At 72.7% G+C, this 26,176-nt stretch carries 22 protein-coding genes; 11 read left to right on the forward strand and 11 right to left on the reverse strand.

What is annotated here, in order from left to right; translation table 11 throughout:
- Nucleotides 1-103 precede the first annotated feature (103 nt).
- Nucleotides 104-1,543 (forward strand): MFS transporter, encoded by a 1,440-nt coding sequence (locus tag AB0946_RS40250; RefSeq protein WP_366765696.1) that lies wholly within the window; start codon nt 104-106, stop codon nt 1,541-1,543.
- Nucleotides 1,544-1,636: 93 nt separating this feature from the next.
- Nucleotides 1,637-2,257 (forward strand): 3'-5' exoribonuclease, encoded by a 621-nt coding sequence (locus tag AB0946_RS40255; protein ID WP_366765697.1) that lies wholly within the window; start codon nt 1,637-1,639, stop codon nt 2,255-2,257.
- Nucleotides 2,258-2,275: 18 nt separating this feature from the next.
- On the opposite strand, the gene AB0946_RS40260 is transcribed toward AB0946_RS40255, so the two are convergent.
- The 8 genes from AB0946_RS40260 to AB0946_RS40295 form a co-directional block, all read right to left on the reverse strand.
- Entirely contained in the window at nt 2,276-3,643 is a 1,368-nt protein-coding gene (locus tag AB0946_RS40260) for a nucleobase:cation symporter-2 family protein (RefSeq protein WP_366765698.1), read from the reverse strand.
- A 281-nt stretch (nt 3,644-3,924) separates the two neighbouring features.
- Nucleotides 3,925-5,310 (reverse strand): 8-oxoguanine deaminase, encoded by a 1,386-nt coding sequence (locus tag AB0946_RS40265; RefSeq protein WP_366765699.1) that lies wholly within the window; start codon nt 5,308-5,310, stop codon nt 3,925-3,927.
- Between the two features lie 68 nt (nt 5,311-5,378).
- The gene (locus AB0946_RS40270; RefSeq protein ID WP_366765700.1) at nt 5,379-6,791 is read right to left on the reverse strand and encodes a nucleobase:cation symporter-2 family protein; all 1,413 of its coding nucleotides are present in this window, start codon (nt 6,789-6,791) and stop codon (nt 5,379-5,381) included.
- Nucleotides 6,792-6,855: 64 nt separating this feature from the next.
- On the reverse strand, nt 6,856-7,779 hold the full coding sequence (gene pucL / locus AB0946_RS40275; RefSeq protein ID WP_366765701.1) for a factor-independent urate hydroxylase: 924 nt from the start codon (nt 7,777-7,779) through the stop codon (nt 6,856-6,858).
- 6 nt (nt 7,780-7,785) lie between these two features.
- Nucleotides 7,786-8,181, reverse strand: coding sequence for a hydroxyisourate hydrolase (gene uraH / locus AB0946_RS40280; RefSeq protein ID WP_366765702.1), 396 nt, complete (start codon nt 8,179-8,181; stop codon nt 7,786-7,788).
- Nucleotides 8,182-8,185: 4 nt separating this feature from the next.
- Nucleotides 8,186-8,698 carry a 2-oxo-4-hydroxy-4-carboxy-5-ureidoimidazoline decarboxylase gene (gene uraD / locus AB0946_RS40285; protein ID WP_366765703.1) on the reverse strand — a complete coding sequence of 171 codons (513 nt, stop codon included), beginning with the start codon at nt 8,696-8,698 and terminating at the stop codon, nt 8,186-8,188.
- Nucleotides 8,699-8,849: 151 nt separating this feature from the next.
- The gene (locus AB0946_RS40290) at nt 8,850-9,212 is read right to left on the reverse strand and encodes a helix-turn-helix domain-containing protein (protein ID WP_132783070.1); all 363 of its coding nucleotides are present in this window, start codon (nt 9,210-9,212) and stop codon (nt 8,850-8,852) included.
- Nucleotides 9,209-9,484: a thiamine-binding protein gene (locus AB0946_RS40295; RefSeq protein ID WP_366765704.1), complete on the reverse strand. Its 276-nt coding sequence runs from the start codon at nt 9,482-9,484 to the stop codon at nt 9,209-9,211. Before AB0946_RS40295 ends, AB0946_RS40290 begins: the two co-directional genes overlap by 4 nt.
- 149 nt (nt 9,485-9,633) lie before the next feature.
- Between AB0946_RS40295 and AB0946_RS40300 the strand changes: the two genes are divergently transcribed.
- The 5 genes from AB0946_RS40300 to AB0946_RS40320 all read left to right on the forward strand — a co-directional run bounded on the left by AB0946_RS40300 (nt 9,634) and on the right by AB0946_RS40320 (nt 14,550).
- The gene (locus AB0946_RS40300; protein ID WP_366765705.1) at nt 9,634-10,491 is read left to right on the forward strand and encodes a TIM barrel protein; all 858 of its coding nucleotides are present in this window, start codon (nt 9,634-9,636) and stop codon (nt 10,489-10,491) included.
- 28 nt (nt 10,492-10,519) lie between these two features.
- The gene (locus tag AB0946_RS40305) at nt 10,520-11,407 is read left to right on the forward strand and encodes a 2-hydroxy-3-oxopropionate reductase (RefSeq protein ID WP_366765706.1); all 888 of its coding nucleotides are present in this window, start codon (nt 10,520-10,522) and stop codon (nt 11,405-11,407) included.
- A 200-nt stretch (nt 11,408-11,607) separates the two neighbouring features.
- Nucleotides 11,608-13,071: a catalase gene (locus AB0946_RS40310; protein ID WP_366765707.1), complete on the forward strand. Its 1,464-nt coding sequence runs from the start codon at nt 11,608-11,610 to the stop codon at nt 13,069-13,071.
- A 408-nt stretch (nt 13,072-13,479) separates the two neighbouring features.
- A complete protein-coding gene (locus AB0946_RS40315) occupies nt 13,480-13,713 on the forward strand; it encodes a hypothetical protein (protein WP_103811724.1) in 234 nt (77 codons plus the stop codon).
- 159 nt (nt 13,714-13,872) lie between these two features.
- Nucleotides 13,873-14,550 (forward strand): TIGR04222 domain-containing membrane protein, encoded by a 678-nt coding sequence (locus tag AB0946_RS40320; RefSeq protein WP_366765708.1) that lies wholly within the window; start codon nt 13,873-13,875, stop codon nt 14,548-14,550.
- A gap of 83 nt (nt 14,551-14,633) precedes the next feature.
- Here the strand turns inward: AB0946_RS40320 and gcl are convergent, their stop codons facing one another.
- Entirely contained in the window at nt 14,634-16,421 is a 1,788-nt protein-coding gene (gene gcl, locus AB0946_RS40325; protein ID WP_366765709.1) for a glyoxylate carboligase, read from the reverse strand.
- 348 nt (nt 16,422-16,769) lie between these two features.
- Between gcl and AB0946_RS40330 the strand changes: the two genes are divergently transcribed.
- Entirely contained in the window at nt 16,770-17,708 is a 939-nt protein-coding gene (locus AB0946_RS40330; protein ID WP_366765716.1) for a hypothetical protein, read from the forward strand.
- Between the two features lie 92 nt (nt 17,709-17,800).
- Here AB0946_RS40330 and AB0946_RS40335 read toward each other — a convergent pair whose 3' ends face one another.
- Nucleotides 17,801-19,393 (reverse strand): AMP-binding protein, encoded by a 1,593-nt coding sequence (locus AB0946_RS40335; RefSeq protein ID WP_366765710.1) that lies wholly within the window; start codon nt 19,391-19,393, stop codon nt 17,801-17,803.
- A complete protein-coding gene (locus tag AB0946_RS40340; RefSeq protein WP_366765711.1) occupies nt 19,390-21,063 on the reverse strand; it encodes an AMP-binding protein in 1,674 nt (557 codons plus the stop codon). Before AB0946_RS40340 ends, AB0946_RS40335 begins: the two co-directional genes overlap by 4 nt.
- A 115-nt stretch (nt 21,064-21,178) precedes the next feature.
- Here AB0946_RS40340 and AB0946_RS40345 point away from each other — a divergent pair, with 115 nt between their 5' ends.
- The 3 genes from AB0946_RS40345 (at nt 21,179) to AB0946_RS40355 (ending at nt 26,033) form a co-directional block, all read left to right on the forward strand.
- Nucleotides 21,179-22,009 (forward strand): LuxR C-terminal-related transcriptional regulator, encoded by an 831-nt coding sequence (locus AB0946_RS40345; protein WP_366765712.1) that lies wholly within the window; start codon nt 21,179-21,181, stop codon nt 22,007-22,009.
- Nucleotides 22,010-22,208: 199 nt separating this feature from the next.
- Nucleotides 22,209-25,031 (forward strand): AAA family ATPase, encoded by a 2,823-nt coding sequence (locus AB0946_RS40350; RefSeq protein WP_366765713.1) that lies wholly within the window; start codon nt 22,209-22,211, stop codon nt 25,029-25,031.
- Between the two features lie 210 nt (nt 25,032-25,241).
- Complete coding sequence (locus AB0946_RS40355) at nt 25,242-26,033, forward strand: serine protease (RefSeq protein ID WP_366765714.1); 792 nt, start codon at nt 25,242-25,244, stop codon at nt 26,031-26,033.
- The last annotated feature ends 143 nt before the right edge of the window (nt 26,034-26,176 follow it).

The following is a 26,176-nucleotide window of genomic DNA, read 5'->3' on the forward strand; positions in this document are numbered from 1 at the left end:
CGCCGGCCCTCATGGTCACCCACGATGTTCCCCGTTACAAGTCGTGCACCAAGGTGCGCGAGAAGAACAGGGACGCCGAGGAAGAACGGGGAGGCGGCACACGATGTCGGCCACGATCGAGAACGGTCCGCCACCGGCGGCGGTGGCTCCGGGAGCACGGTACTCCCGCCGGGCCTCCCTCGCCGTGCTGTGCGCGGGCACGCTGATGACGGTGCTGGACGGCAACATCGTCACGGTGGCGATGCCGGCCGTCCAGAGCGACCTCGGCTTCAGCGGGCCCGGGCTGGCCTGGGTCGTCAACGCCTATCTGATCGCCTTCGGCGGACTGCTCCTGCTGGCGGGACGGCTCGGTGACCTGGTGGGCCGCAAGCGGATGTTCACGGCGGGGCTCGCGGTGTTCACGCTGGCGTCGGTGCTGTGCGGCACGGCGACCGGGCAGGGCACGCTGATCGCGGCGCGGGCGGTGCAGGGCGCGGGCGGGGCGATGGCCTCGGCGGTGGTCCTCGGGATGCTGGTGGCGCTCTTTCCCGAGCCGCGCGAACAGGCCCGCGCCATCGCGGCGTTCAGCGCGGTCGGTGCGGCGGGCGGCGCGCTCGGCACCTTCCTCGGCGGCGCCCTGACCGAGGCGCTGGGCTGGCACTGGATCTTCCTGATCAACCTGCCGATCGGCGTGGCCGCATGGCTGGCCGCGGTGCGGGTGCTCGCCCCCGAACCCGGCGCCGGGCTGGGCCGGGGCGCCGACTACATCGGGGCGGCCCTGGTCACCGGCGCACTGATGCTGACGGTGTACGTGATCGTCGGCGCGGGCGACCGCTCCACCGGGGTCACCCTGCCGCTGGCAGCCCTCGCCGTCGCCCTGTTCGCGGCGTTCACCCTGCGCCAGGCCCGGGCCGCGCGCCCGCTGCTGCGGCTGCGGCTGTTCCGCTCCCGGCGGCTGACCGGCGCCAACGCGGTCCAGATGCTGATGATCGCCACGATGTACGGCTTCCAGTTCATCGGCGCGCTGTACCTGCAACGGGTGCTGGGGTACGGCGCGCTCGCCACCGGCACCGCGTTCCTGCCGGCTCCGGTCGCGATCGGGGTGCTGATGCTGGGGCTGTCCGCGCGGACCGTGGCCCGGTTCGGCGGCTACCGGGTGCTGCTGACCGGCCTGGCGCTGATCACGGCGGGCATGGCCCTGCTGGGCCGGGTGCCCGCCGACGGCTCCTACGCCACCGATGTGCTGCCGGCGATGCTGCTGCTGTCCGCCGGGTTCGCGGCGGCCATGCCGGCGCTCACCGGGCTGGCGATGTCGGGCGCCCGGGCCAAGGACGCGGGACTCGCTTCCGGGCTGTTCAACACCACGCAGGTGGTGGGCGGTTCGCTGGGCCTCGCCATCCTCACGACGCTCGCGGCGAGCCGCACCGGAAGCCTGCTCGCCGACGGCACGTCCCTGCTGCCCGCGACCGCAGGGGGCTACCGGCTGGCGTTCACCGTGGCCACGGGCATCGCGGCGACGGCCCTTGCGCTGGCGGCGCTGGTCCTGCGGGAGCGCCGCGCCTGAGGCCGGGCGAGGACACGGGCCGGGGGCGCCCCTCGGCCCCGTGGGACCGAATGGGGATGCGGGGCACGCGGGGAGGGTGGGATGCTCCGGCTCATGCCCGCACGCCGCGTCAAGCCCAGTCTGTACGTCTCCGTCGACATCGAGGCCGACGGACCGATCCCCGGGCCGTACTCCATGCTCAGTCTCGGGGCGGCGGTCGCCGGGGTGCAGGACGGCGCGGGCTTCACCGCCGCCGACCCCGAGGAGCGGACCTTCTACCGGGAACTGCGGCCGGTCAGCGAGGAGTTCGTGCCCGAGGCGCTGTCGGTGAGCGGGCTGGACCGGGCCCGGCTGACCACCGAGGGTGCCGAACCCGCCGTGGCGCTCGCGGAGTTCGCCGCGTGGGTGCGTGAGGTGAGCGCGGGCGCGCAGCCGGTGATGTGCGGCTACCCGGCGTCGTACGACTGGACGTTCCTGTACTGGTACCTGATCCGCTTCACCGGGAGCAGCCCCTTCGGGCACTCCGGCTGCCTGGACATGAAGACGCTGTACGCGGCGAAGGCCCGGCTGCCGCTGCGGGCGGTGGCGAAGGGGACCATGCCGCGGGAGCTGCTGTCGCGGCGCCGGCACACGCACCACGCGCTGGACGACGCGGTCGAGCAGGCGGAGTTGCTGGCCAACCTCATGCGGTGGCCGGGGGTCACGGCGTCGCCGCCGTCTCCCCCGGCCGGTTGAGCGTACTGGTCGCCGGCCTCAGTGCGCGGCGGCGATCTCCTGCCCCGACTCCATGGGGTGGGTGACGTCCTGGGCCTCGCGGCCCTTGCCGAGGTGGTTGAAGAGGAGGTTGAGCACCACGGCGGTGACGCAGCCGGTGGAGATGCCCGAGTCCAGGACGATCTTCGCGGTCTCGGGGAACGCGTGGTAGAACTCCGGCGCGGTGATCGGGATGATGCCGACCGCGAGGGACACGGCCACGATCAGCACGTTGTTGTCCCGGTCCAGCCCGGCACGGACCAGGGTCTGGATGCCGCTCGCGGCGACCGAGCCGAACAGGACGACACCGGCGCCGCCGAGGACCGGCCGGGGTACGACCGCGATGAGCGAGGCGGCCATCGGGCACAGCCCCATCAGGACCAGGAAGCCGCCGCCGGTCGCGACGACGTACCGGCTGCGGATCCTCGTCATGGCGACCAGGCCGATGTTCTGGGCGAAGGCGCTGCACATGAAGCCGTTGAACAGCGGGCTGATCGCGGAGCCGAGGGTGTCGGCGCGCAGGCCGGCCGCGATGGTCCTCTCGTCCGCGGGGCGCTCCACGATCTCCCCGAGCGCCAGCATGTCGGCGGTCGACTCGGTCATCGAGACCACCATCACCACGCACAGCGAGAGGATCGCGGCCAGCTGGAACCGCGGGGCGCCGAAGTGGAAGGGGGTGGGGAAGCCGACCACGTCCGCGTGGGCGACCGGGCCGAAGTCGGTGACGCCGAACGGTATCGCGACGAGCGTGCCCACGATCAGGCCGAGCAGCACGGCGATCTGCTTGACGAAGCCGCGGGTGAAGCGGCGCAGCAGCAGGACGATGAGCAGGGTGATGCCGGCGAGGGTGAGGTAGGTGGTGGAACCGTAGTCGTGCGCCCGGGGGTCGGGGCCCTGGGCCCAGCCGAACGCGACCGGCAGCAGGGACACGCCGATCAGGGTGATGACGGAGCCGGTGACGACCGGAGGGAAGAAGCGGACCGCCTTGCAGAAGACGGGCGCGGCGAGGAAGCCGAGGAGACCGGCGACGATGACCGCGCCGAAGATGACCGGCAGGGCGTGGGACTTGTCCTCGGTGGAGGCGACGATCGCGGTCATGGGGGCGACACCGGCGAAGGTGACGCCGTTGACGAAGGGCAGCCGGGCGCCGATCTTCCAGAAGCCGAGCGTCTGGAGGAAGGTGGCGAGGCCCGCGGTGAACAGGCAGGCACCGGTGAGGAAGGTGAGGTCGGTCGCGCTCAGGCCGACGGCGGCGCCGACGATGAGCGGTGGGGCGACGACCCCGGCGTACATGGCGGCCACGTGCTGCAGGCCACTGGTCGCCATTCTCAGGGCGGGGAGTTTCTCGTCTACGGGATGGGCGGCCACGGCGGTCCTCCGGGCGGGTAACACGTCGTCGTCGACGTGGGTTTCATGGAGGTGGTGCGGGTGGGCATGGGGCACCTCCCTGCTCGGGCGAAGCCGCGAGCCGGGGAAGGGACCTGACGGGGGTGGCGCGGTGAGCGGGGGTGAGCGGTGTGGGGGTGACCGTCCCCGGGGCGGGTGCGTGCACGCGCCCCGGGGACGGCAGCCGTGGATCCCGCTCGGATCCACGGGTCCCGGCCGGGAGCCGTCCCTCCCGGCCGGAGTCTGTACGGGCCCGGGCCGGGTCAGGCCCGCGCGGTGATACGGGCCAGGCGCTGTGCCTCCGCGCGGGTGGAGACGGCGATGGCGTCCTCGTCCACGGTGAGCAGGCGGCCGTTCTCCACGATCTGCCGGCCGTTCACGAAGGACGCGGTGACCGGGGCCGCGGCGCCGAGGACCAGCGCGGTCACCGGGTCGGCGATGGAGGCGTGGGCGAGCGTGTCCATCTTCCACAGCACGAGGTCGGCGAGTTTGCCGGGCTCCAGCGAGCCGATCTGCTCCGCCCGGCCGAGGACCTGCGCGCCGCCGTGGGTGCCGAGCCGCAGCGCCTGGCGGGCGTTCAGAGCGGCTTCGCGGTGGGCGCCGAGGCGGTTGATCAGGAGGGCGTTGCGCAGTTCGGTGTGGAGTTCACCGGACTCGTTGGAGGCGGTGCCGTCGACGCCGAGGCCGACCGGGACGCCCGCCTCGAGCATGTCGGGGACGCGGGCGATGCCGGCCGCGAGGCGGGCGTTGGAGGACGGGCAGTGGGCGACGCCGGTCCTGGTGCGGGCGAACGCGGCGATGTCGGAGTCGGTCATGTGGACGCAGTGCGCCATCCACACGTCCGCACCGAGCCAGCCGGTGGACTCGAAGTAGTCGGTGGGGCCCATGCCGAACAGCTCGTGGCAGAACTTCTCCTCCTCCACCGTCTCCGAGCCGTGGGTGTGCAGCCGTACGCCGAGACGGCGGGCCAGTTCGGCGGCCTGGCGCATGAGGTCGGTCGAGACGGAGAACGGCGAGCACGGCGCGACCGCCACCTGGGTCATCGCGTCGAAGGAGGCGTCGTGGTGCTCCCTGACGGTCTCCTCGGTGGCGGCGAGGGCGCCCTCCAGCGTCTCGACGGCGAAGTCCGGGGGCAGCCCGCCGTCCTTCTCACCGCGGTCCATCGAGCCGCGGGCCAGTGTGAAGCGGACGCCCGTCTCGGCGGCGGCCCGGATGATCGAGCCGGACAGGTCGCCGGAGCCGTGCGGGTAGACGTAGTGGTGGTCCATGGCGGTGGTGACGCCGCCCCGGGCCATCATGGCGAGCGATCCTTGCGCGGCGGCGTACGTCATCCGCTCGTCGATGCGCGCCCAGGTGGGGTAGAGCGCGACCAGCCAGTCGAACAGGTTGTGGTCGGTGGCCAGGCCCCGGGTGATCCACTGGTAGAAGTGGTGGTGGGTGTTGACCAGGCCGGGCGTGGCCAGGTGGCCGGTCGCGTCGATCCGGCGCACCACGTTCTCCAGGCCCTCGGGGGCCTTGCCCGCGCCGACCGACTCGATGCGGTTGCCCGCCAGGACGAGATGTCCCGAGGCGTGTTCCGTGTCGAGCGCGTCCACGGTCGCGATGGCGCAGTTCTCGATGACGATGCGCTCGGCTGCCGGTGGTGCCATCGTGCTTCCTTGTCTTTCGGTGGCGGCCCGTGGACGGGAGAGTTCCACGGGGAGGGCACGGCAGGACCCTAGGAGGATTTGAGTGCCGGAGCCGGTTGCCCGTTCCGGGTGCCGAGGTGGTGGAAGAACAGGTTGAGCAGGACCGCGACGAGCGCGCCGGCGCTGATGCCGGAGCCGAGCACGGTCTGCGCCCAGGCCGGGAAGCCGGCGTAGAAGGTCGGCGCGGCCAGCGGGATGATGCCGGCACCGAGGGCCACGGCCACCAGGATGATGTTGGAGCTGTCGTCCAGGCCCGCCTCGGCCAGGGTACGGATGCCGCTGACGGCGATCGAGCCGAAGAGGACGATGCCCGCGCCGCCGAGGACCGGCATGGGGACGAGGGAGACGACCGCGCCGAGGACCGGGAAGGCGCCGAGGACCAGCAGGGCGGCGCCGGCGACGGCGACGACGTAGCGGCTGCGCACCCGGGTGAGGGAGACGACGCCGACGTTCTGGGCGAAGGCGGAGGTGGGGAAGCCACCGAAGACGGGGCCGAGCAGGGTGGCGATGCCGTCGGTGCGCAGCCCGCGGGTGATGGTCCGCGCGTCGGCGCGGCGGTCGCAGATCTCGCCGAGGGCGAGCATGCCGGCGCTGGACTCGGTCATCAGGACCAGCATCACGATGCACAGCGAGAGGATGGCCGCGGGCTGGAACTCGGGGGCGCCGAAGGCGAACGGCGTGGGCAGCGCGGCGACGGGTGCGGACTTCAGGCCGCTGAAGTCGGCCATGCCGAGGGGGATCGCGGCGAGGGTGCCGACGAGCAGCCCGAACAGCAGCGCGACCTGTTTGACGAAGCCCTTGCCGAAGCGCTGGACGAGCAGGATGACGGCGAGGGTGAACCCGGCGAGCGCGAGGTGCCGCATGGCTCCGAAGTCGGCGGCGGTCCTGTCGCCGCCCTGCGCCCAGCCGACCGGTACGGGCATCAGCGTGACGCCGATCAGGGTGATGACGACGCCGGTGACCAGGGGCGGGAAGAAGCGGAGCAGCCGGCCGAAGAACGGGCCGAGGGCCAGGCAGAAGGCGCCGGCGACCATCACCGCGCCGTAGATCGCGGGGAGTTGGTGGCCCTTGGCGCTGGTCTCGGCGATCGCGAGGATCGGGGCGATGCCGGCCGAGGAGGCGGCGTTGACGAAGGGCAGCCGGTTGCCGACGAGGCCCTTGACGCCGAGGGTCTGCAGGACGGTCGCGACGCCCGCGACGAGCAGGCTCGCGGCGATCAGCCGGGTGCGGGCCGCGACGTCGAGTCCGCAGGCCTGGCCGATGATGAGCGGAGGAGTGACAACGCCCGCGTACATGGCGGCGATGTGCTGGAGCGCGGCGGGGACGAGCCGCGAGAGGTGGAGCTTCTCGTCCACCGGGTGCACGGACGTGACGGCGTCCTCGGTGTGCTCCGGCGGGGTGGGACAGGGGGCTGTGGCGGGCCCCTTCGCAGGCTGTGCCATTTCGTTCCCTCCGGTGTGGCGGGCCCCCGGCCCGGGTGGCGGGTCCGGGGGCGCGCGTCCCGCGTCAGAGGTTGGTCATGTCGACCGGGATACGGGCCTCACAGCCGTCCCGCAGGATGGTGGCCTCGATGAGGCCGTAGGGGCGGTCGGCGGCGAAGTAGACCTCGTTGTCGTTCTCAAGTCCGAACGGCTCCAGGTCCACCAGGAAGTGGTGCTTGTTCGGCAGCGAGAAGCGGACCTCGTCGATCTCGCCGCGGTGGTTGATGATGCGCGCGCCCATCTGGTACAGCGTCTGCTGGAGGGAGAGGGAGTACGTCTCGGCGAAGGCCTGGAGCATGTGCTTCTTCGTCTGCTCGTAGGACTTCTCCCAGTTGGGCATCTTCTGCTCGTCGTCGGTCCAGTTGAACCGCCAGCGGCCGGAGACCTGGGTGGCCAGGATGCGGTCGTACGCCTCCTGGAGCGTGGTGTACCTGTCCTTGACGTAGCCCCAGAACTCGGAGTTGGTCGAGTTCATCACGACCAGGTCCTTCAGGCCGGAGACGACCTCCCACCGCTCGCCGTCGTAGGTGATCTGGGTGAGGCGGGTCTCCTGGCCCTTGCGGACGAAGGAGTGCCTGACCTCGTCGGCGCCGATGAACCTGCTGTTGGCGTCGGAGGCCTCGATCCGCTCCCAGGCGTACTCCTCGATGCGGATGCGGGCCCGGTGGATCGGCTCCTGGCTGGTGACGAAGTGCCGGGCGAGGTGGATGCCGAACTGCTCGGCGGACTCGATGCCGTACTCCTTGGCGAACGCGAACACCGTGTTCTTGGTGGTGTCGGTCGGCAGGACGTTGGCGTTGGAGCCGGAGTAGTGGACCTCCTCCATGTCGCCGCTCAGCGCGACCGAGACGTTGAGGTCCTTGATGTGGTGGGTGGCGCCGTCCCGCGTGATCTTGACGACTCGGTTCTCGGCCTTGCCGTACTGGTTCTGTCCCAGAATGGTGGGCATCTTTAGCTAGCTCCCTCGGTAAACGGAGTAGCCGAACGGGTTGAGCAGCAGCGGTACGTGGTAGTGCTCGCCCGGTACGACGGTGAACGTGATCGCCACCTCCGGGAAGAACACCGCCGGTCCGCTGTCCCGGTTCGCGGGGGCGTCCTGCTGCGCATCGGCTTGCTTCTTCGCGAAGTACGGCTCCACCTCGAAGTCGAGCCGTACGTGGGTGGTCCCCTCCGGCAGCGCCGGCAGGTCCTTGCACCGGCCGTCGGTGTCGGTCGCGGAGCCGCCGAGTGCCTGCCAGTCCCCTCGCCGGCCGCCGCGGGCGGAGAGGTGGACGGCGACGCCCCCGGCGGGGCGGCCGATCGAGGTGTCCAGGATGTGCGTGGACACGGAGGCGGTGGTGCTGGTGCTCATGGTGTCAGGCGTCCTCTTCGACGAGTCGGGCCAGTCGGATGCGGTTGATCTTGCCCAGCTCGGTGCGGACGATCTCCCGCTCCCGCTCCGGCGCGTTCCCGATCCGCTCCTTGACCGCGTCCCGCATCTGCTCGCCGGTCCGGCCGGTGGCGCAGACGAGGAAGACGTGGCCGAACTTCTCCTGGTAGGCCAGGTTCAGTTCGAGCATCTCCGCCCTGAGCTCGTCGGAGGCGCCGGCCATGCCGCGCTGCTCGCGGGCGGAGGCCGGATCGCCGGGCTTGGGGCGGCCGATCGGCGGATGCCCGGCCATCGCCTCCTCGAGGTCCGCCGTGGTCAGCTCGGCCGTGGCGGCGTCGCTGGCGGCGTAGAGGTCCTCCGGGGTGGCGTAGGGGCGGGCGGCGAGCAGTCGCCGGGCCCACTCGGTGGAGGCGCACGCCTCGTGGAGGGCGGCGAGGGCCGCGCGCTCCTCCAGATCGTTGAACCGGGCCAGGCCCGGGGGCGTGGAAGTCGACGTCACGGGAGCCTCCGTGGCCACGATGGGCCGTCGTGCTGATCGGGCTGCCGATAGCTAACGCCCTCGGAAACACCACGTCAACACTTTGTTGAAAATTCCGCGTAACAAGCAGGACCGGGCCCGGACGGGGCGTCGGCCCCCGCTCCCGGCCCGGTCAGGAACCCTTCTCCCGGTTGAGGTAGTTGTAGACCGTGAACCGGCTGACGCCGAGCGCGCCGGCCACGGTCTCCACGCCGTGCCGCACGGCGAACGCGCCGCGCGCCTCCAGGCTGCGCACGAGTTCCTGCTTGGCCTTGCGGTCCAGGTCGGCCAGCGGCCGGCCCTGCCTGCGCTCCATCGCGGCGAGGATGTGGTCCAGGGAGTCGGCGAGCTGGGGCAGGCGCACGGCGACGACGTCGACGCCCTCCCAGGCGAGCACGACGTCCTCGGGGCCGGCCTCGTCGGGCGGGAGCATCTCCCCGCCCATGGCGTCGACCAGTGGTTTCACGGCCGCGATGAACGGCTCGTCCCCGGTCATCTGCCGCCCTCCGCGGTCGCGTCGCCGTCCACGCCGTCGATCACGTTGACCTGGAGCGAGACACGGGTGGCGCCGGCCTCCAGGGCCTTGCGCAGCAGCGCGTCGACCGCCGTGAGCACGCGATCGGCTCCGCCCTCGGCCGTGTTGCCGAACGGGCCGACGTCGACGGCGTCCAGCCCGGCCGTCTCGATGACCTCCCGCGCCACCAGGGCGTGCGCGGGCGCCTCGTCCAGGTCGAAGGGTTCGGTCGTGAACTCCACTCTCAATCGCACGCGCTCAACCTAACGCCCGGCGCGGCTTTTCGGGCGCCCGGCGGCCGACCCCCCTTGACAAGCTCCGACACCCGACGGCAATCTTCCATTAAGCAGAAACAAACTTCCGTAATACGGAAACTCGACCCACGGAAGGGAGCGCGGCCCGCATGCCGGGTTTCGAGTGGAGCACCGCCGCAGACCACCGCTTCAACGTCAACCTGTCGATCCTCTTCACGGAACTCCCGCTCCTGGAGCGCCCCGCGGCCGCCGCCGCGGCGGGCTTCTCCGCGGTCGAGCTGTGGTGGCCCTGGACCGACTCCCCCACCCCCGCCCGGTCCGCACTGGACGCCCTGAAGAAGGCGGTCGAGGACGCGGGAGTCCGGCTCACGGGCCTGAACTTCTACGCCGGCCGGCTGCCGGGCCCGGACCGCGGCGCCCTCTCGGTGCCCGGCGAGGAGTCCGAGAGGTTCCGCGCCAACGTCGACGTCGCCGCCGACTTCGCGGCCTCCCTCGGCTGCACGGCGCTCAACGCCCTGTACGGCAACCGCGTCGAGGGCGTGGCCCCGGCCGAGCAGGACGCTCTCGCCCTGGAGAACCTGGCCCTCGCGGCCCACGCGGCCGACCGGATCGGCGCGATCCTGCTGATCGAGGCCCTCAACAAGCCCGAGTCACCGCTGTACCCGCTGGTGAGCGCACCCGCCGCCATCGAGGTCGTGGACAAGGTCAACGAGGCGACGGGCCTCGGGAACGCGAAGTTCCTGATGGACCTGTACCACCTGTCCATGAACGGCGAGGACCTGCCGTCGGTCGTCGAACGGTACGCCGCGAGGACCGGGCACGTGCAGATCGCCGACAACCCGGGCCGCGGCGCCCCCGGCACGGGCTCGCTGCCCCTGGAGGACCTCCTCGGCCGGCTGAGGAAGGCCGGTTACGACGGCTGGGTCGGCCTGGAGTACAAGCCGGGCGACCGCCCGAGCGCCGAGGCCTTCGACTGGCTGCCCGTCCAGGCCCGCGCGGCCCGCTGACCACCCCGCACTGAGAAAGGCACCCCCGATGAGTCTTCCCAAGATCGCCTGGATCGGCCTCGGCATCATGGGCTCCCCCATGTCCGAGAACCTGATCAAGGCGGGTTACGACGTCACCGGCTACACCCTGGAGCGGGAGAAGCTGGACCGGCTGGCCGCCGCCGGCGGTACGGCCGCCGCCTCCATCGCCGAGGCCGTGCGGGACGCCGACGTGGTGATCACGATGGTGCCCGCCTCCCCGCAGGTCGAGGCCATCGCCTACGGCCCGGACGGCATCCTGGAGAACGCCCGGCAGGGCGCCCTGCTGATCGACATGTCCTCGATCACCCCGCAGACCTCCGTCGACCTCGCGAAGAACGCGAAGGAGAAGGGAATCCGCGTCCTGGACGCGCCCGTCTCCGGCGGCGAGGCCGGCGCCGTCGAAGCCGTACTGTCGATCATGGTCGGCGGCGAGCAGGCCGACTTCGACGAGGCCAGGCCGGTCTTCGAGGCGCTCGGCAGGACCATCGTGCTGTGCGGTCCGCACGGCTCCGGCCAGACCGTGAAGGCGGCCAACCAGCTGATCGTCGCCGTCAACATCCAGGCGTGCGCGGAGGCCGTGGTCTTCCTGGAGAAGTCGGGCGTGGACCTGAAGGCCGCGCTGGACGTGCTGGGCGGCGGCCTCGCCGGCTCGACCGTACTGACGCGCAAGAAGGACAACTTCCTGGACCGCGACTTCAAGCCGGGCTTCCGCATCGACCTGCACCACAAGGACATGGGCATCGTCACCGACGCCGCCCGCGCCGTCGGCGCGGCCCTGCCGGTCGGCGCCGTGGTCGCGCAGCTGGTCGCGTCGCTGCGCGCCCAGGGCGACGGCGGCCTGGACCACTCGGCGCTGCTGCGGGCCGTGGAGCGCCTGTCCGGCGCCCGGGTCTGACGGTCCCCCACCCGCTTCCGGGCCGCGGCGCCGCCGACACCTGTCCTGTCGCGCCCAGGCGGCGCCGCGGCCCGGAACCACCTTCACGCCGGCTCTGCCCCGGCATTCGGTTCAACAAACTGTTGACGCCCCGATCGCCCGCTCCTAGGCTCCACGAAGCGGAAACAGGTTTCCGCTGACTCCCGCACGGAAGGTCCACGATGTCGCAGCGCGTGCTCACCACCGAGTCCGGCGCCCCCGTCGCCGACAACCAGAACTCCGCCTCCGCCGGCGTCGGCGGCCCGCTCCTGATCCAGGACCAGCACCTCCTGGAGAAGCTCGCGCGCTTCAACCGCGAGCGGATCCCGGAGCGTGTGGTGCACGCCCGCGGCTCCGGCGCGTACGGCCACTTCGAGGTGACGGACGACGTCACCGGCTACACCCACGCCGCCTTCCTCGGCGAGATCGGCAAGCGCACCGAGGTGTTCGTGCGCTTCTCGACCGTGGCCGACTCCCTCGGCGGCGCCGACGCCGTCCGCGACCCGCGCGGTTTCGCGGTGAAGTTCTACACCGAGGAGGGCAACTACGACCTCGTCGGCAACAACACCCCGGTGTTCTTCGTCAAGGACCCGATCAAGTTCCCCGACTTCATCCACTCGCAGAAGCGGGACCCGTTCACGGGCCGCCAGGAGCCGGACAACGTCTGGGACTTCTGGGCGCACTCCCCCGAGGCCACGCACCAGGTGACCTGGCTGATGGGCGACCGCGGCATCCCGGCGTCGTACCGGCACATGAACGGCTACGGCTCGCACACCTACCAGTGGACGAACGCCGAGGGCGAGGCCTTCTTCGTCAAGTACCACTTCAAGACGAACCAGGGCATCCGCTGCCTGTCCGCCGAGCAGGCGCGGGAGCTGGCCGGCAAGGACCCCGCCTCCCACCAGACCGACCTGCTCCAGGCGATCGAGCGGGGCGTGCACCCGTCCTGGACGCTGTACGTGCAGATCATGCCGGCGGCCGAGGCGGCGGACTACCGCTTCAACCCGTTCGACCTGACCAAGGTGTGGCCGCACGGGGACTACCCGCTCCGGCGGGTGGGCCGCCTGGTCCTCGACCGCAACCCGGACAACGTGTTCGCCGAGGTGGAGCAGGCCGCGTTCGCCCCGAACAACTTCGTGCCCGGCATCGGCCCGTCCCCGGACAAGATGCTCCAGGGCCGCCTGTTCGCCTACGCCGACGCCCACCGCTACCGCCTCGGCGTCAACCACACCCTGCTCCCCGTCAACACCCCGAAGGCGGTTCCCGGCGGCGCGCGCAACTACGGCCGGGACGGCTTCATGGCCCTCAACGCGCAGGGCCGCCACGCCAGGAACTACGAGCCGAACTCCTACGACGGCCCGGTCGAGACCGGCCGCCCCCTCTCGGCCCCGCTGGCGGTCTCGGGCCACACGGGCACCCACGAGGCGCCCCTGCACACCAAGGACGACGACTTCTTCCAGGCCGGCGAGCTGTACCGCCTGATGTCGCCGGAGGAGAAGTCCCGTCTGGTCGCGAACATCGCCGGCGGCCTCTCGCAGGTCTCCCGCGACGACGTGATCGAGAGGAACCTGGCCCACTTCCACGCCGCCGACCCCGGGTACGGCAAGCGCGTGGAGGAGGCGGTCCGCGCCCTGCGCGAGGACTGAGCGGCGAGAACCCGCGAACGGCGTGCGGAATCTGACGGGAGGTCATGATTTCCGCACGCGGCCCGCGCGGCACGCCGGACGGCCCGGATGAGGGATGGCCGCCGGCGGGGCGCGCGGGCAGGGCGAGGACCGTGGTGGCCCGCGAGCCAGTGCGGTGGTGAAGGACCCGAGTCCCCTTCTCGACCAGAGGGAAGGGCACCCGGTTCCGTCGCGTCCACCACGGTCCCGCCCGCCCCCCCTCCCGAGGGGCCCGCCCACCCCGTCCGGCGGCGCGAACGACCTGTCGCGCCCGGCCTCGCGCCGTCGGACGGCCACCCGACAGCGCCCGGAGCGCCCCTGCCCAGGGGGCGCTCCGGCGTGTTCCCGGCCCGGGGTGCGCCCGCACCGCTTCGGCAGCAGGCTGAAGGCATGGCCAATCCGACCCACTACCCGCACATCGTGGTCCACCCCCCGGCGCTGGACGGTTCCCGGCGGGTGACCGAGGGGGACGTGACGCTGGGGATCGCCTCGCATCTCGATGACGTCGTGGAGATCCTGCGGCTGGCCGACCTGGACCGGATCGAGGTGGAGCAGAGCGACCTGATCGAATGGCAGGGCGGCGGCCCGGACGACTGGCCGGGGCTGTCGGAGCACGAGTGGTGACGGCGACGCGTACGGCAGCGGTCGTAGACCGGGTGCGCAACCCTCAAATCAACCTCTGAAGACCGCGGCGGAGGCTTCAACCACCCCGGCGGCAGGGCACATTGACGGCATACGGGGCCCGTCGGCACGGGGGCGACGGGCCCCGTACGGGGGTGTCTCATGAGCCGTACGGAGTCGAATCCGCCGGACCCGTGCGCGGTCGCGCTGTTGCGCGGGGGTGACCGTGCCGCTCTCACCGTCGCCGTGCTCGGGATGCAGCTGCGCGGCGCGGTCGAGGCGGGCCGGCCGGGCACGCTGCGCAAGACCGCGACCGGCGACGCCGGGCCCTTGCGGCATCCGCTGGAGAAGGCCGTGCGCACCGCCCTCTACCGGCCCGCCGGCCCGCGGGAGCTGCCCGCCCGCGCGGTGGTGCGGCGGGCCCTCGCCCGGATGCGGGCCGAGCTGGCGGCGCAGGGGCTGGTGCGGGTGCTGCCGCCCGGCCGCACCCGTGCGGCCCGCCGTCTGCTGGCGGACCTGCGCGCGCGCCGTCCGCTGCCCGAGGGGCCGGACGGACTGCCGCAGGACGAGGTGCTGCTGGCCGTCGCGCTGTACGGCGGGCGGGCCCTCACCGTGCTCGCCCCGCGTTTCGCCCGGGAAGCGGGGCTCACCGGCCGGGGCGCGCTCGCGGACGAGGGGCGCTTCCCGTTCGGCCGGGGCACCGCCTTCCGGTACGTCCTGGGGGACGGCGCCGCGTACGACGGCTGGGACGGCGGTGGCGGCGGGCACGGCCACGGCGGCTACGGCCACGGCGGTCACGACCACGGGGGTGGCTGTGGCGGGGGCGGCGGGTTCGACTGAGGTCCGGGCGTGTGCGTGTACGACGCGGGGGCGGCCCGTCCGGATGACGGGCCGCCCCCGCGGTGCGCGGTGCCTGCGGCGGGTCAGACCCTCAGCGGCTTGATGGACGTCGGCGCGTGGCCCGGCTCGGTGGCCAGGTCCTCGAACTCGCTGACGTCGCTGACGTCCATGGTGCGGCTCATCGAGATGTTGGTGATCCGCTCCAGGATGGCCTCGACGACGACCGGCACCCGGTACTCGGCGGCCAGCTTCTTCGCCTGCTCGAACGCGGCGCCCAGCTCGTCCGGCTCGGTGACCCGGATCGCCTTGCAGCCCAGTCCCTCGGCGACCTTGACGTGGTCGACGCCGTAGACACCGATCTCGGGCGCGTTGATGTTCTCGAACTCCAGGTTCACCTGGAAGTCGATGTCCAGGCCGAGCTGCGCCTGCCGGATCAGGCCCAGGTAGGCGTTGTTCACCAGCACGTGGACGTACGGAATCCTGTGCTGCGCGGCGACCGCAAGCTCCTCGATCAGGAACTGGAAGTCGTAGTCCCCGGAGAGCGCGACGACCGGGGAGTCCGGGTCGGCCTTGGCGACGCCGATCGCGGCCGGGATGGTCCAGCCGAGCGGGCCGGCCTGGCCGCAGTTGATCCAGTGGCGCGGCTTGTACACGTGCAGCATCTGCGCGCCGGCGATCTGGGAGAGGCCGATCGTGGTGACGTACCGGGTGTCCGTGCCGAAGGCCCTGTTCATCTCCTCGTACACGCGCTGCGGCTTCATCGGCACGTTGTCGAAGTGGGTACGGCGCAGCAGCGTGGCCTTGCGCTCCTGGGTGGCGGCGACCCAGTCGGAGCGGTCGGGGAGCCTGCCCCCGGCCTTCAGCTCCCTCGCCACCTCGACGAACAGCTCCAGCGCGGCCCTGGCGTCGGAGACGACCCCGTAGTCCGGGGGGAAGATCCTGCCGATCTGGGTGGGCTCGATGTCGACGTGGACGAACTTCCGGTCTCCGCGGTAGACGTCGAGCTTGTAGCCGGTGTGACGGTTGGCCCAGCGGTTGCCGATGCCGAGGACGAAGTCCGACTCCAGGAAGGTGGCGTTGCCGTAGCGGTGCGAGGTCTGCACGCCGACCATGCCGGCGTTCAGCTCGTGGTCGTCGGGCAGCACGCCCCAGCCCATCAGGGTGGGGATGACGGGGGTGCCGGTCAGCTCGGCGAACTCCACCAGCAGGTCGGCCGCGTCGGCTCCGATGACGCCGCCGCCGGCGACGATGACGGGGCGCTGCGACTCCAGAAGAAAGGTGAGGGCCTTCTCGATCTGGGCGCGGGTCGCGGCCGGCTTGTAGACGGGCAGCGGCTCGTACGTCTCCGCGTCGAACTCGATCTCGGTGAGCTGGACGTCGATCGGCAGGTCGATCAGGACCGGGCCGGGGCGGCCGGAGCGCATCAGGTGGAAGGCCTGCTGGAAGACACCGGGGACCTGCGCGGCTTCCAGGACGGTGACGGCCATCTTCGTGACCGGCCCCGCGATCGAGGCGATGTCGACGGCCTGGAAGTCCTCCTTGTGGATCACGTGCGTGGGCGCCTGGCCCGTGATGCACAGGATCGGGACGGAGTCGCCGATGGCCGAGTACAGCCCGGTGATCATGTCGGTGCCGGCCGGACCGGAGGTGCCGACGCAGACACCGATGTTGCCCGGCGCGGCCCGGGTGTAGCCCTCGGCCATGTGCGAGGCGCCCTCGACGTGGCGGGCGAGGGTGTGGTTGATGCCGCCGCCCTCCTTCAGGGCCTTGTAGAACGGGTTGATCGCCGCGCCCGGCACACCGAAGGCGTCGGTGACGCCCTCGCGCTTGAGGATCTCAACTGCCGCGCGGGCAGCGGTCATACGAGCCATCGAGTACTCCTGCTTCGGCTGTCGGATGCGTACTCCCGTCGCGCCCCGCGGTGAGCACCCATTTTCCGTATTACGGAAACTTACTTCTACGATCTGGAAGTAATGTAGGGGGGTGCGACAAGGCCGTCAAGAGTGCTCCGGACACCGGCAAGCGCCGGACAGGGGCGGCCGGGGAGGAGCACCATGGGAGCGCCGTCCCGACGCGACGCCCTGGAGTGGGACATGCCCGAGAGCGTTCCGGTGCGCTGCCCGGCCTGCCGGCGCACGCACGTCTACACCGCGCCGGCGTATCCCTGTGCGTGCGGGGCTCCGACCGCGCCCCGGCTGGACCCGGCGGCCGAACCGGCCGTGGCGGCGCACCGCGCCTGGGACGACGAGTGGCTCACACTGCCGTGCGCCGGCTGCGGACGCCTGGGCCACTGGCCCCGCCCGGAACTGGGCTGCCCGTGCGGCACGGTCCTGCGCATCCCGGTGACGGGCCCGTCGGCGGCGAAGCCCGCCGCGGGAACGTGGGGGCCGCCCGGCACGGAGCGATCGCCGGGGACGCGCGACCCGGGCCGCCCCCGGACCCCGGCCGATCCACAGCGCATCGCCGGCCCACCGGAACCCGCCGGTCCGCACTCGGCGCACAGCACCCAGGGACCCGCCGGCCCGGGGAAACCGGCTGGCCCCGGGGACCCCATCGGCCCAGGGGCACCTGCCGGCCGGGAGGGACCCGCCGGCGCGCAGCGACCGACCGGCCCAGGCGGGTCCGCCGACGCACGGGAACCCGCCGGTTCGGGTGGACCCGCCGACGCACGGCAACCCGCCGGCCCAGGCGGGCCCGCCGACGCACCGGGGCCGGACGGCGCCCGCTCCGCACCCGGTCACCGTCCCCCCTTCCAGCCCCGCGCCATCCGCACCGCCCGGGACGCCGTCACCAGCGCCGCGCGGTACCTGCGCTGGCTCGGTTACCGGGACGTCCGCCGGGCCGACCAGCGGCCTGTGCACGGCATCGGGCTCGCCGCCCGCGGGCTGCTCGCCCAGGTGGACCCGACCGTGCGGCCGGCCGGGCCGAGGGACGTGGAGTGCCTGTGGCTGACGGCGATGACCGAGTCCGCCGAGTGCGTGCACTTCTCCCTCGCCGGCCACACCGACGCCGCCCGGGCCGGCGCGGACGCCCTCGGCATCCCGCTGTTCGTGCTCGACCTCGCGGGTGTCCCGCAGCCCGTGAACGGCCCCGCCGAGGCCCTGCACACCAGGGGCGCACCGGAACGGGGAACGAGCGCACGGGACGGGCGGACCTGACCGCGCCGCCGACCGTGCGCTCGGCCCGAGGACCGCCGTGGCACGTTCACGGCGTTCACCGCGTGCTCGTTCCCGGCCGCTTCACCCCCGGATCACGCCCCGTACGTGTCCCGCAGCTCCACCTTGCGGACCTTCCCCGACACCGTCATGGGGAAGGAGTCGAGGAGCTGGAGCCTGCTGGGGATCTTGTAGTGCGCGAGCCGCCCCGCGCAGAAGTCCCGCAGCTCCTCCAGCGTGAGGGGGTCGGCGGGGTCGCTCGGGATGACACACGCGAGGACCTCCTCGCCGTACCGCTCGTGCGGCACCCCGACGACCTGGACGTCCCTGATCTTGGGGTGGGCGTACAGGAACTCCTCGATCTCGCGCGGGTAGATGTTCTCGCCACCCCGGATGATCATGTCCTTGATCCGGCCGACGATCTCGACGTACCCGTCCTCGCGCATCACCGCCAGGTCCCCGGTGTGCATCCAGCGGCCCGCGTCGATGGCCTCGGCCGTCTTCTCGGGCTCGTTCCAGTAGCCGAGCATCACGCTGTAGCCGCGCGTGCACAACTCGCCCGCGGCGCCTCTCGGCCGGGTGACGCCGGTGGCCGGGTCGACCACCTTGACCTCCAGGTGGGGCAGGACCCGGCCGACGGTCGCGGTGCGGTGCTCCAGGTCGTCCTCGATCCGCGTCTGCAACGACACCGGGGAGGTCTCCGTCATGCCGTAGCAGATGGAGACCTGCTCCATGTGCATCTCGGCCACCACCCGCTTCATCACCTCCACCGGGCACGGGGAGCCCGCCATGATGCCGGTGCGCAGGGTCGAGAGGTCGTAGGAGGCGAAGTCGGGGAGGTTCAGCTCCGCGATGAACATGGTCGGGACGCCGTACAGCGATGTGCACCGCTCCCGCTGCACCGCCTCCAGCGTGGCCGCCGGGTCGAAGGACGGCGCCGGTATGACCATGCAGGCGCCGTGCGAGGTGGCCGCCAGATTGCCCATGACCATGCCGAAGCAGTGGTAGAAGGGCACCGGGATGCAGATGCGGTCCTGCTCGCTGTAGGCGATCGACTCCCCCACGAAGTAGCCGTTGTTGAGGATGTTGTGGTGGGAGAGGGTGGCGCCCTTCGGGAAGCCGGTCGTGCCCGAGGTGTACTGGATGTTGATGGGGTCGTCGCAGGACAGCTCCTCGTACGACACCCCGGGCGTCGCCCGCCGCAGCAGTTCCTCCCAGCTCGGGTCGCCGATGTACACGATCTCGCGCAACTCGGGGCAGCGGCCCCGCACGTGCTCGGCCATCGCCCGGTAGTCGCTCGTCCTGTGGCTGAGGGAGGCCACCAGCAGCGAGACGCCCGACTGCCTGAGGACGTACTCGGCCTCGTGGGTGCGGTAGGCCGGGTTGATGTTGACCATGACGGCGCCGACGCGGGCGGTGGCGTACTGCACCAGCACCCACTCCGGGCAGTTGACCGCCCAGATGCCCACCCGGTCGCCCTTGGTGACGCCGCTGACCACCAGGGCCTGTGCCAACTCCTCGACGGCCGCGCCGAATTCGGCGTAGGTCCAGCGCCGCCCGGACGGCACGTCGACCAGGGCCTCGCGGTCCGGCCAGGCCGCCACGGCACGGTCCAGGTTGGCGCCGATGGTGTCACCGAGCAGGGCGGTCGGGCTCGTCCCGTGCGTGTACGACGGCTGCGGGGTCACCGGAAGTCCTCCTCGCGGTACTCGTCCTGCGAGCCGGCCGCCGTGGCCTCGCGCAGCTCGATCCGGCGGATCTTGCCCGAGACGGTCTTGGGCAGCGCGCCGAACTCCAGTCGGCGGATGCGCTTGTAGGGCGCGAGCACGTCACGGGAGTGCTCGAAGATGACCTTCGCGGTGTCCGGGCCCGGCTCCCAGCCCTCGGCGAGGACGACGTACGCCTTGGGCACCGCGAGCCGCAGCTCGTCCGGGGCGGGGACGACGGCCGCCTCGGCCACCGCCTCGTGCTCCAGCAGGGCGCTCTCCAGCTCGAACGGACTCACCTTGTAGTCGGAGGCCTTGAAGACGTCGTCGCTGCGCCCGATGTAGGTGAGGTAGCCCTCCTCGTCCCTGGCGGCGATGTCCCCGGTGCGGTAGTACCCGCCCGCCATGGCCTGGGCCGTGCGGTCCGGGTCGCCGTGGTAGCCGGTCATCAGGCCGACCGGGCGCTCGGTGAGGTCGAGCGCGATCTCGCCCTCCCTGGCGCCGGGCGCGCCGGAGACCGGGTCCAGGAGCTCCACCCGGAAGCCGGGGCTGGGACGGCCCATGGAGCCGGTCTTCAGCGGCTGGCCGGGGCTGTTGGAGACCTGCACGGCCGTCTCGGTCTGCCCGAAGCCGTCCCGGACGGTCACCCCCCAGGCGCGCCGGACCTGCTCGATGACCTCGGGGTTGAGCGGCTCGCCCGCGGCCACGATCTCGCGGGGCGGGGTGCGCAGTTGCCCGAGGTCGGCCTGGATGAGCATCCGCCACACGGTCGGCGGCGCGCAGAACGTCGTCACGCCGGCCCGGTCCATCTCGGCCATCAGCCGGGCCGCGTCGAAGCGGGTGTAGTTGAAGACGAAGACGGTCGCCTCCGCGTTCCACGGCGCGAAGAGGTTGGACCAGGCGTGCTTGGCCCAGCCGGGCGAGGAGATGTTCAGGTGCACGTCGCCGGGCTTGAGGCCGATCCAGTACATGGTGGCAAGGTGCCCGACCGGGTACGAGGTGTGGGTGTGCTCGACCAGCTTGGGGCGGGCGGTCGTCCCGGAGGTGAAGTACAGCATCAGCGGGTCGTCGGCCAGCGTCGGGCCGTCCGGGACGAAGTCGGCCGGGCCCGCGTAGGCGTCCTCGTACGGCTCCCAGCCCTCCTGCGGCAGGCCGCCGACCGAGACGCGGGTGTACGCGCCGGGCACGTCGGCGAACTTGGCGGTGTCCTCCGCCCGGACGACGACGTGTTTCACCCGCCCCCGCTCCACCCGGTCGGCGAGGTCGGCCGGGCCGAGCAGCGGGGTGGCCGGGATGACGACCGCGCGCAGCTTCATCGCGGCCAGCGCGGTCTCCCACAGCTCGGCCTGGTTGCCGAGCATGACGAGGACGCGGTCCTCGGCGGCGACCCCGCGCTCACGCAGCCACCGGGCCACCCGGTTCGACCGCTCGGACAGCTCGGCGAAGGAGAGCCGGGTCTCGGTGCCGTCCTCCTCGACGATGTGCAGCGCGGTGCGGTCGTTGCCGTCGGCGATCTCGTCGAACCAGTCCAGCGCCCAGTTGAAGTGCTCGGGCCGGGGCCAGCGGAAGCCCTCGTAGGCGGTGGCGTAGTCCTCTCGGTGTTCCAGCAGGAAGTCCCGTGCCCTGCGGAACATCTCCGTCGCCGTCGTCATCGGTTCTCCTCCTATGCTCCGGACCATTGCCGGGCGGCTCTCTGGCATCGTCTAATCCGTGATGCGGGTCTCACTACCCCCGAACGGGGGTGTGGACGGCCGAAAGGGCGAACGGGTGACGGCAGACGCGGTGGGGGCGGTGGAGATCGGCGGCGCGCTGGCCCGGCTGCGGCGGGTGACGGGACTGCCCGTGGCCTTCGGCGGCCTGGTGGAGTCGGGCCGGCCGCAGATCCGGATCAGCGAGCTGAGCGGCACGACCACGGCCGCGCTGCGCTCGCTCGCGGTGACCTCCGGCAACGGGCTCGGCGGCAAGGCGGTGGCGCTGGCCCGGCCGTGCGCGGTGACCGACTACTCCAGCTCACGCCAGATCAGCCACGAGTACGACGTGCCGGTGGCCGCCGAGGGCATCCGGGCGGTGCTCGCCGTGCCGGTGGTGGTGCGGCGCCGGGTGCGCGGGGTGCTGTACGGCGCGCTGCGCTCGGCCCGGCCGCTCGGTGACCGCACGCTGGACGCGGCGGTGGCGGTGGCGCGGGACGTGGAGCAGGCGCTGGTGCTGCGGGACGGGGCGCGGGAGCTGCTCGCGGCGGCCCGGCCCGAGCGGACCGGCACCGAGGGCGGTGCCGTGTGGGAACAGGTGCGCGAGGCGCACGCGGCGCTGCGGGCGCTGGCCCCGCGGATCGCCGATCCTCGGCTGCGGGCCGAACTGCTGGCCGCGTGCGGGCTGCTGACCGCGCCGCCGCGAGCCGGCGGCGTGACCCTGGCGCCACGCGAGGTGGACGTGCTGTCCTGGGTGGCGGCGGGAGCCACCAACGCGGCGGTGGCCGAGCGGCTGGGCATCGGCCCGGAGACGGTCAAGGGCTATCTGCGTTCGGCGATGCGGAAGCTGGGCGCGCACACACGAGGGGAGGCGGTCACCGCGGCGCGCAGGGCGGGGCTGCTGCCGTAGCCCGGAGCCGGCCGGGAAACCTGACGGTCATGCAACCCCCCGATCGGGAAACCCGTTGGTCAGGAAACCTGACCATTCATCCGGCGGCACTTTGAATTTCCCTCTGCTTGACCGTTTGTTATTTCCCTCACCAGGGCTTCCGTCCGGATTTCAGGGATCGTTGCCTAGAATTTGCTCCGGACACGACACGAGGGGAGCGGTGACCGTGCGACGGGACTTCAAGGAGCCTGCCAGGTGCCGCCCCGACCTGGTGATAGGCCGCGAGGAGCTGTTCGCCGACGCCCGTGAGCGACTCGCCTCCGGGGGCAGTGTGCTGCTCCACGGCCCCGCCGGAATAGGGAAATCCACCGTCCTGCGGGCATTGGCCGAGGAATACGGCGCCACCGCCCGCACGGTCTTGCGCTGCTCGGCGACCGAGTCCGAATCCCACCTGCCCTTCCTCGCCCTGGCCGACCTCCTCGGCCTGGTGCTCGACGAGGTCTCCCCGCGGCTGCCCGCCGCCCAGCGCACCGCTCTGGAGTCGGCGCTCACCGGCCGCGGCGAGTCCAGCCTCCAGCGCGACGGACTCGCCCTGCGCCTCGCCGTGCTCTCCGCCCTGCGCGCCCTCGCCGCCCACGGCCCCGTCCTGGTCGTCGCCGACGACCTCCAGTGGCTGGACCCGGCCAGCGCGGAACTCCTCGGCTTCGCCGCCCGGCGCCTGGAGGGCACCCCGGTGCAACTGCTGTGCGCGGTCCGCACGGAGGGCCGGCAGAGCCAGGAGTACGACCGCCACCTGCGCGCCTGCCCGCCGGGCACCCTCGCGGTCCGGCTGGGCCCGCTCTCCCGCACCCAGGTCGCCGAGCTGCTCGACCACCGCGGCCACGGCTGCCTGTCCCGCTCCACGGTCCGCGAGATCCACCGCACCAGCGGCGGCAACCCGCTCTTCGCCCTGGAACTGGGCCGCGCCCTCGCCGACAGCCCCACCCCGCCCCGGCCGGGCGAGCCGTTGCCCGTGCCGACCTCGCTGCGCGCCCTGGTGCTCAGCCGGCTGGACATGCTCTCGGTGGAGGCCCGCCGCACGCTGCTGGTGGCCAGCGCCGGCGCCCGCCCCACCCCGGCCCTGCTGCACGCGGCCGGCCGGGAGAACGCCGAGGCCGAGTGCGCCCAGGCCGCCGAACTCGGGCTGCTGGCCACCGAGCCGGACGCCCCGGCCGTACGGTTCGCGCACCCGCTGATATCGGCCGCGCTGTACGCGGAGGCGCCCGCCCACGAACGGCGGGCCGCGCACGCGGCGCTGTCCACCGCGGCCTCCGACCCGATCGAGCGGGCCCGGCACCTGGCCCTGGCCACCACCGGCACCGACCCGGAGGTCGCCGCCCGGCTCGCCGAGGCCGCCGCCCTCGCCCGGGACCGCGGAGCGCCCTCGGTCGCCGCCCAGCTGGGGCTGCTCGCCGCCCGGCACGCCCCCGCCGACGGCTCCCCGAGCCCGCAGGAACGCCGGCTGACGGCCGCCGAGGACGCGATCACCGCCGGCGAGGTCGACCTGGCCCGGGACATCGCCCGGGAGGTACTGGCCCGGGCGACCGTGCCCGCCGACCGGGTGCGGGCCTGGATGATCGTCATCGACACCGCCGGCCACACCATGGCCGAGGTCGACGCCGTCTTCCCGCAGGCCCTGGCCGACGCCGGCGACGACCCCCGGCTGCTCGCCCTGGTCCACTACCAGCTGGCCTGGCGGGCACTCATCGTCGAGGGCGACTTCACCGAGGCCCGGGAGGCCGCCGCGCACGCCGCCGAGCTGGCCGCCCGCGGCGAGGACCGGCGCACCGAGCTGCTCTCCCTCGCCTTCCAGGCGCAGACCGAGACCCTGATGGGCCATCCGGAGGCACCCCGCACCATCAAGCGGGCCCTGAAGGAACCCCAGGACCCCCGGGTGGCGTGGCATCACAACGGCGCGGGCAGCGCCCGGTTCCGCTGGCTGGTCATGGGGGACCAGCTGGCCGAGGCCCGGGCCGCGGTCACCGGGCTGCTGCGCGAGGTGCGCCGGCGCGGCTCGGTGGAGAGCGAGGTGCACTTCCTGCGCGGTCTCGCCGAGACCGAGCTGCGCGCCGGGCACTGCGGGCGGGCCCTGGAACTGGCCCGCGACAGCCTGCGGCTCGCCCGGGACTCCGGGATCGGCGAGACCGCCTCGGCGATGCTCACCTCGCTCGCCGAGGCCTCCGGCGGCGATGTGGACCGCGCCCTGGCCCTGGCCCGGGAGGCGGTGCACCACGCCGAGGAGGACGGCGACCAGATGTACCTGTCCCGGGCGCTGGGCGCCCTCGGGTACGCCCAGCTGGTGGACGGGGACCCGGCGGGCGCCGTGCGCTCGCTGCGCCGGGTGCGCACCCTGGAGCTGGGCCTCGGCATCACCGACCCGGCCCGGGGCCGCTGGCACGGCGACCTCGCCGAGGCGCTCGTCCTGACCGGTGAGGCGGCCGAGGCGCAGGACGTCATCGACGTCAGCCGGGAACACGCGCTGCGGCTCGGCCGGGAGAGCGTCCTCGCCGTGCTCGACCGGTCCGAGGCGCTGGTGCGCGCCGCCCGGGGCGACCGGGAGGCCGCGCTCGCCCAGCTGACGTCCGCTCAGGACCGCCTCGGCAAGCTCGGCTACGGCCTGGAGGAGGCACGGGCCGCGTTCGCGCTGGCCCGGCTGCGCGGCGGCCCGGGGGCGGGACCGGCGGCGTTCGAGGAAGCCACGCGGCTGTTCCGGCGCTGCCGGGCGCTGCCCTGGCTGCGCCAGGTGGACGAATCCCCGGCCACCGCCGGACCGGAACCCGCGCCGGCCGTGCCGGAGGCCCTGGACGCGCTGCACGCGCTGGCCGCGATGGAGCGTCAGGTCGCCGCGCTCGTCATGGAGGGAGCCACGAACCGGGAGATCGCGGCCCGTCTGTTCATCAGCGTGAAGACGGTGGAGGCGACCCTGACGCGGGTCTACCGCAAGCTGGGGATCCGTTCGCGGGTGGACATCGTCCGATTGGCGGCAGGTCACCGCGCGCCCTGAGCGGTGCTCTTGTTAACTGAACCGGACCGAGGGTTTTCCCTCACCCAACCCCCTAGGGGGTTCCCTCATTGGGAGCCGAGGGTGCCGGGTCCTAGCGTAATGGGCGTGCCGCTCGCCCGGGCACATGGGGGTCGGTCCCGCGACCCCCATGCAAACCCCCACACAGACCCGCGCGAACCCCCCACCGGTGCAACCCCACTGAGGAGACTCATGTTCGGGCTCACACGTGCAAGAAAGACCGCCGCGACCGTGGTGGCCACCGCCGCCGCGGCGGCGTCCGCGCTGCTCGCCTCCCCCACGGCGAGCGCCGCCCCCCAGCCCATCGTCGGCGGTACCACCACCACGACGACCGCGTACCCGTTCATGATGCAGATCACGGACGCGTCCCAGAACCAGTTCTGCGGCGGCACCCTGGTGGCGCCCAAGAAGGTGGTGACGGCCGCGCACTGCATGGTCGGCGAGACCACGAGCAGCGTCCGCGTGGTCGGCGGCCGGACCTACCTCAACGGCACCAACGGCACGGTGAGCCGGGTCAGCAAGATCTGGATCAACCCGGACTACACGGACGCCACCAACGGCGACGACGTGGCCGTACTGACCCTCTCGACGTCGATGCCGTACACCACGGCGAAGTACGTCACCTCCTCCCAGACGAGCGTGTACGCGGCCGGCACCACCGCCCGCATCCTCGGCTGGGGGACCACCTCGGAGAACGGCGGCTCCTCCAACCAGCTGCGGACCGCGACCGTCCCGGTCGTGTCCGACTCCAGCTGCCGCTCCTCCTACGGTTCGGACTTCGTCCAGTCCGACATGGTTTGCGCCGGATACACGTCCGGCGGCGTTGACACCTGCCAGGGCGACAGCGGCGGTCCCCTGCTCATCGGGGGCGTCCTGGCAGGGATCACTTCCTGGGGCGAGGGGTGCGCGGAGGCCGGTTACCCGGGTGTCTACACCCGGCTGACCACCTTCTCGGACCTGGTGACCGCGCAGGTCGACTCGTGACCCGGAAGACTTCCCGAGCACCCCTCGGGTAACGGCCGGGGGGGGGGGGGGGGGGGGGCCCCGGCGGCCGGCCCCCCCCCCCCCCCCCCCCCCCCGCCCGGCGCAGGGGAGGCCGCCCCCCCGCCCGCCGAGCGGAGCGCGCC

The organism is Streptomyces sp. NPDC046870 (genome assembly GCF_040704595.1).
Lineage (GTDB): Bacteria > Actinomycetota > Actinomycetes > Streptomycetales > Streptomycetaceae > Streptomyces > Streptomyces argyrophylli.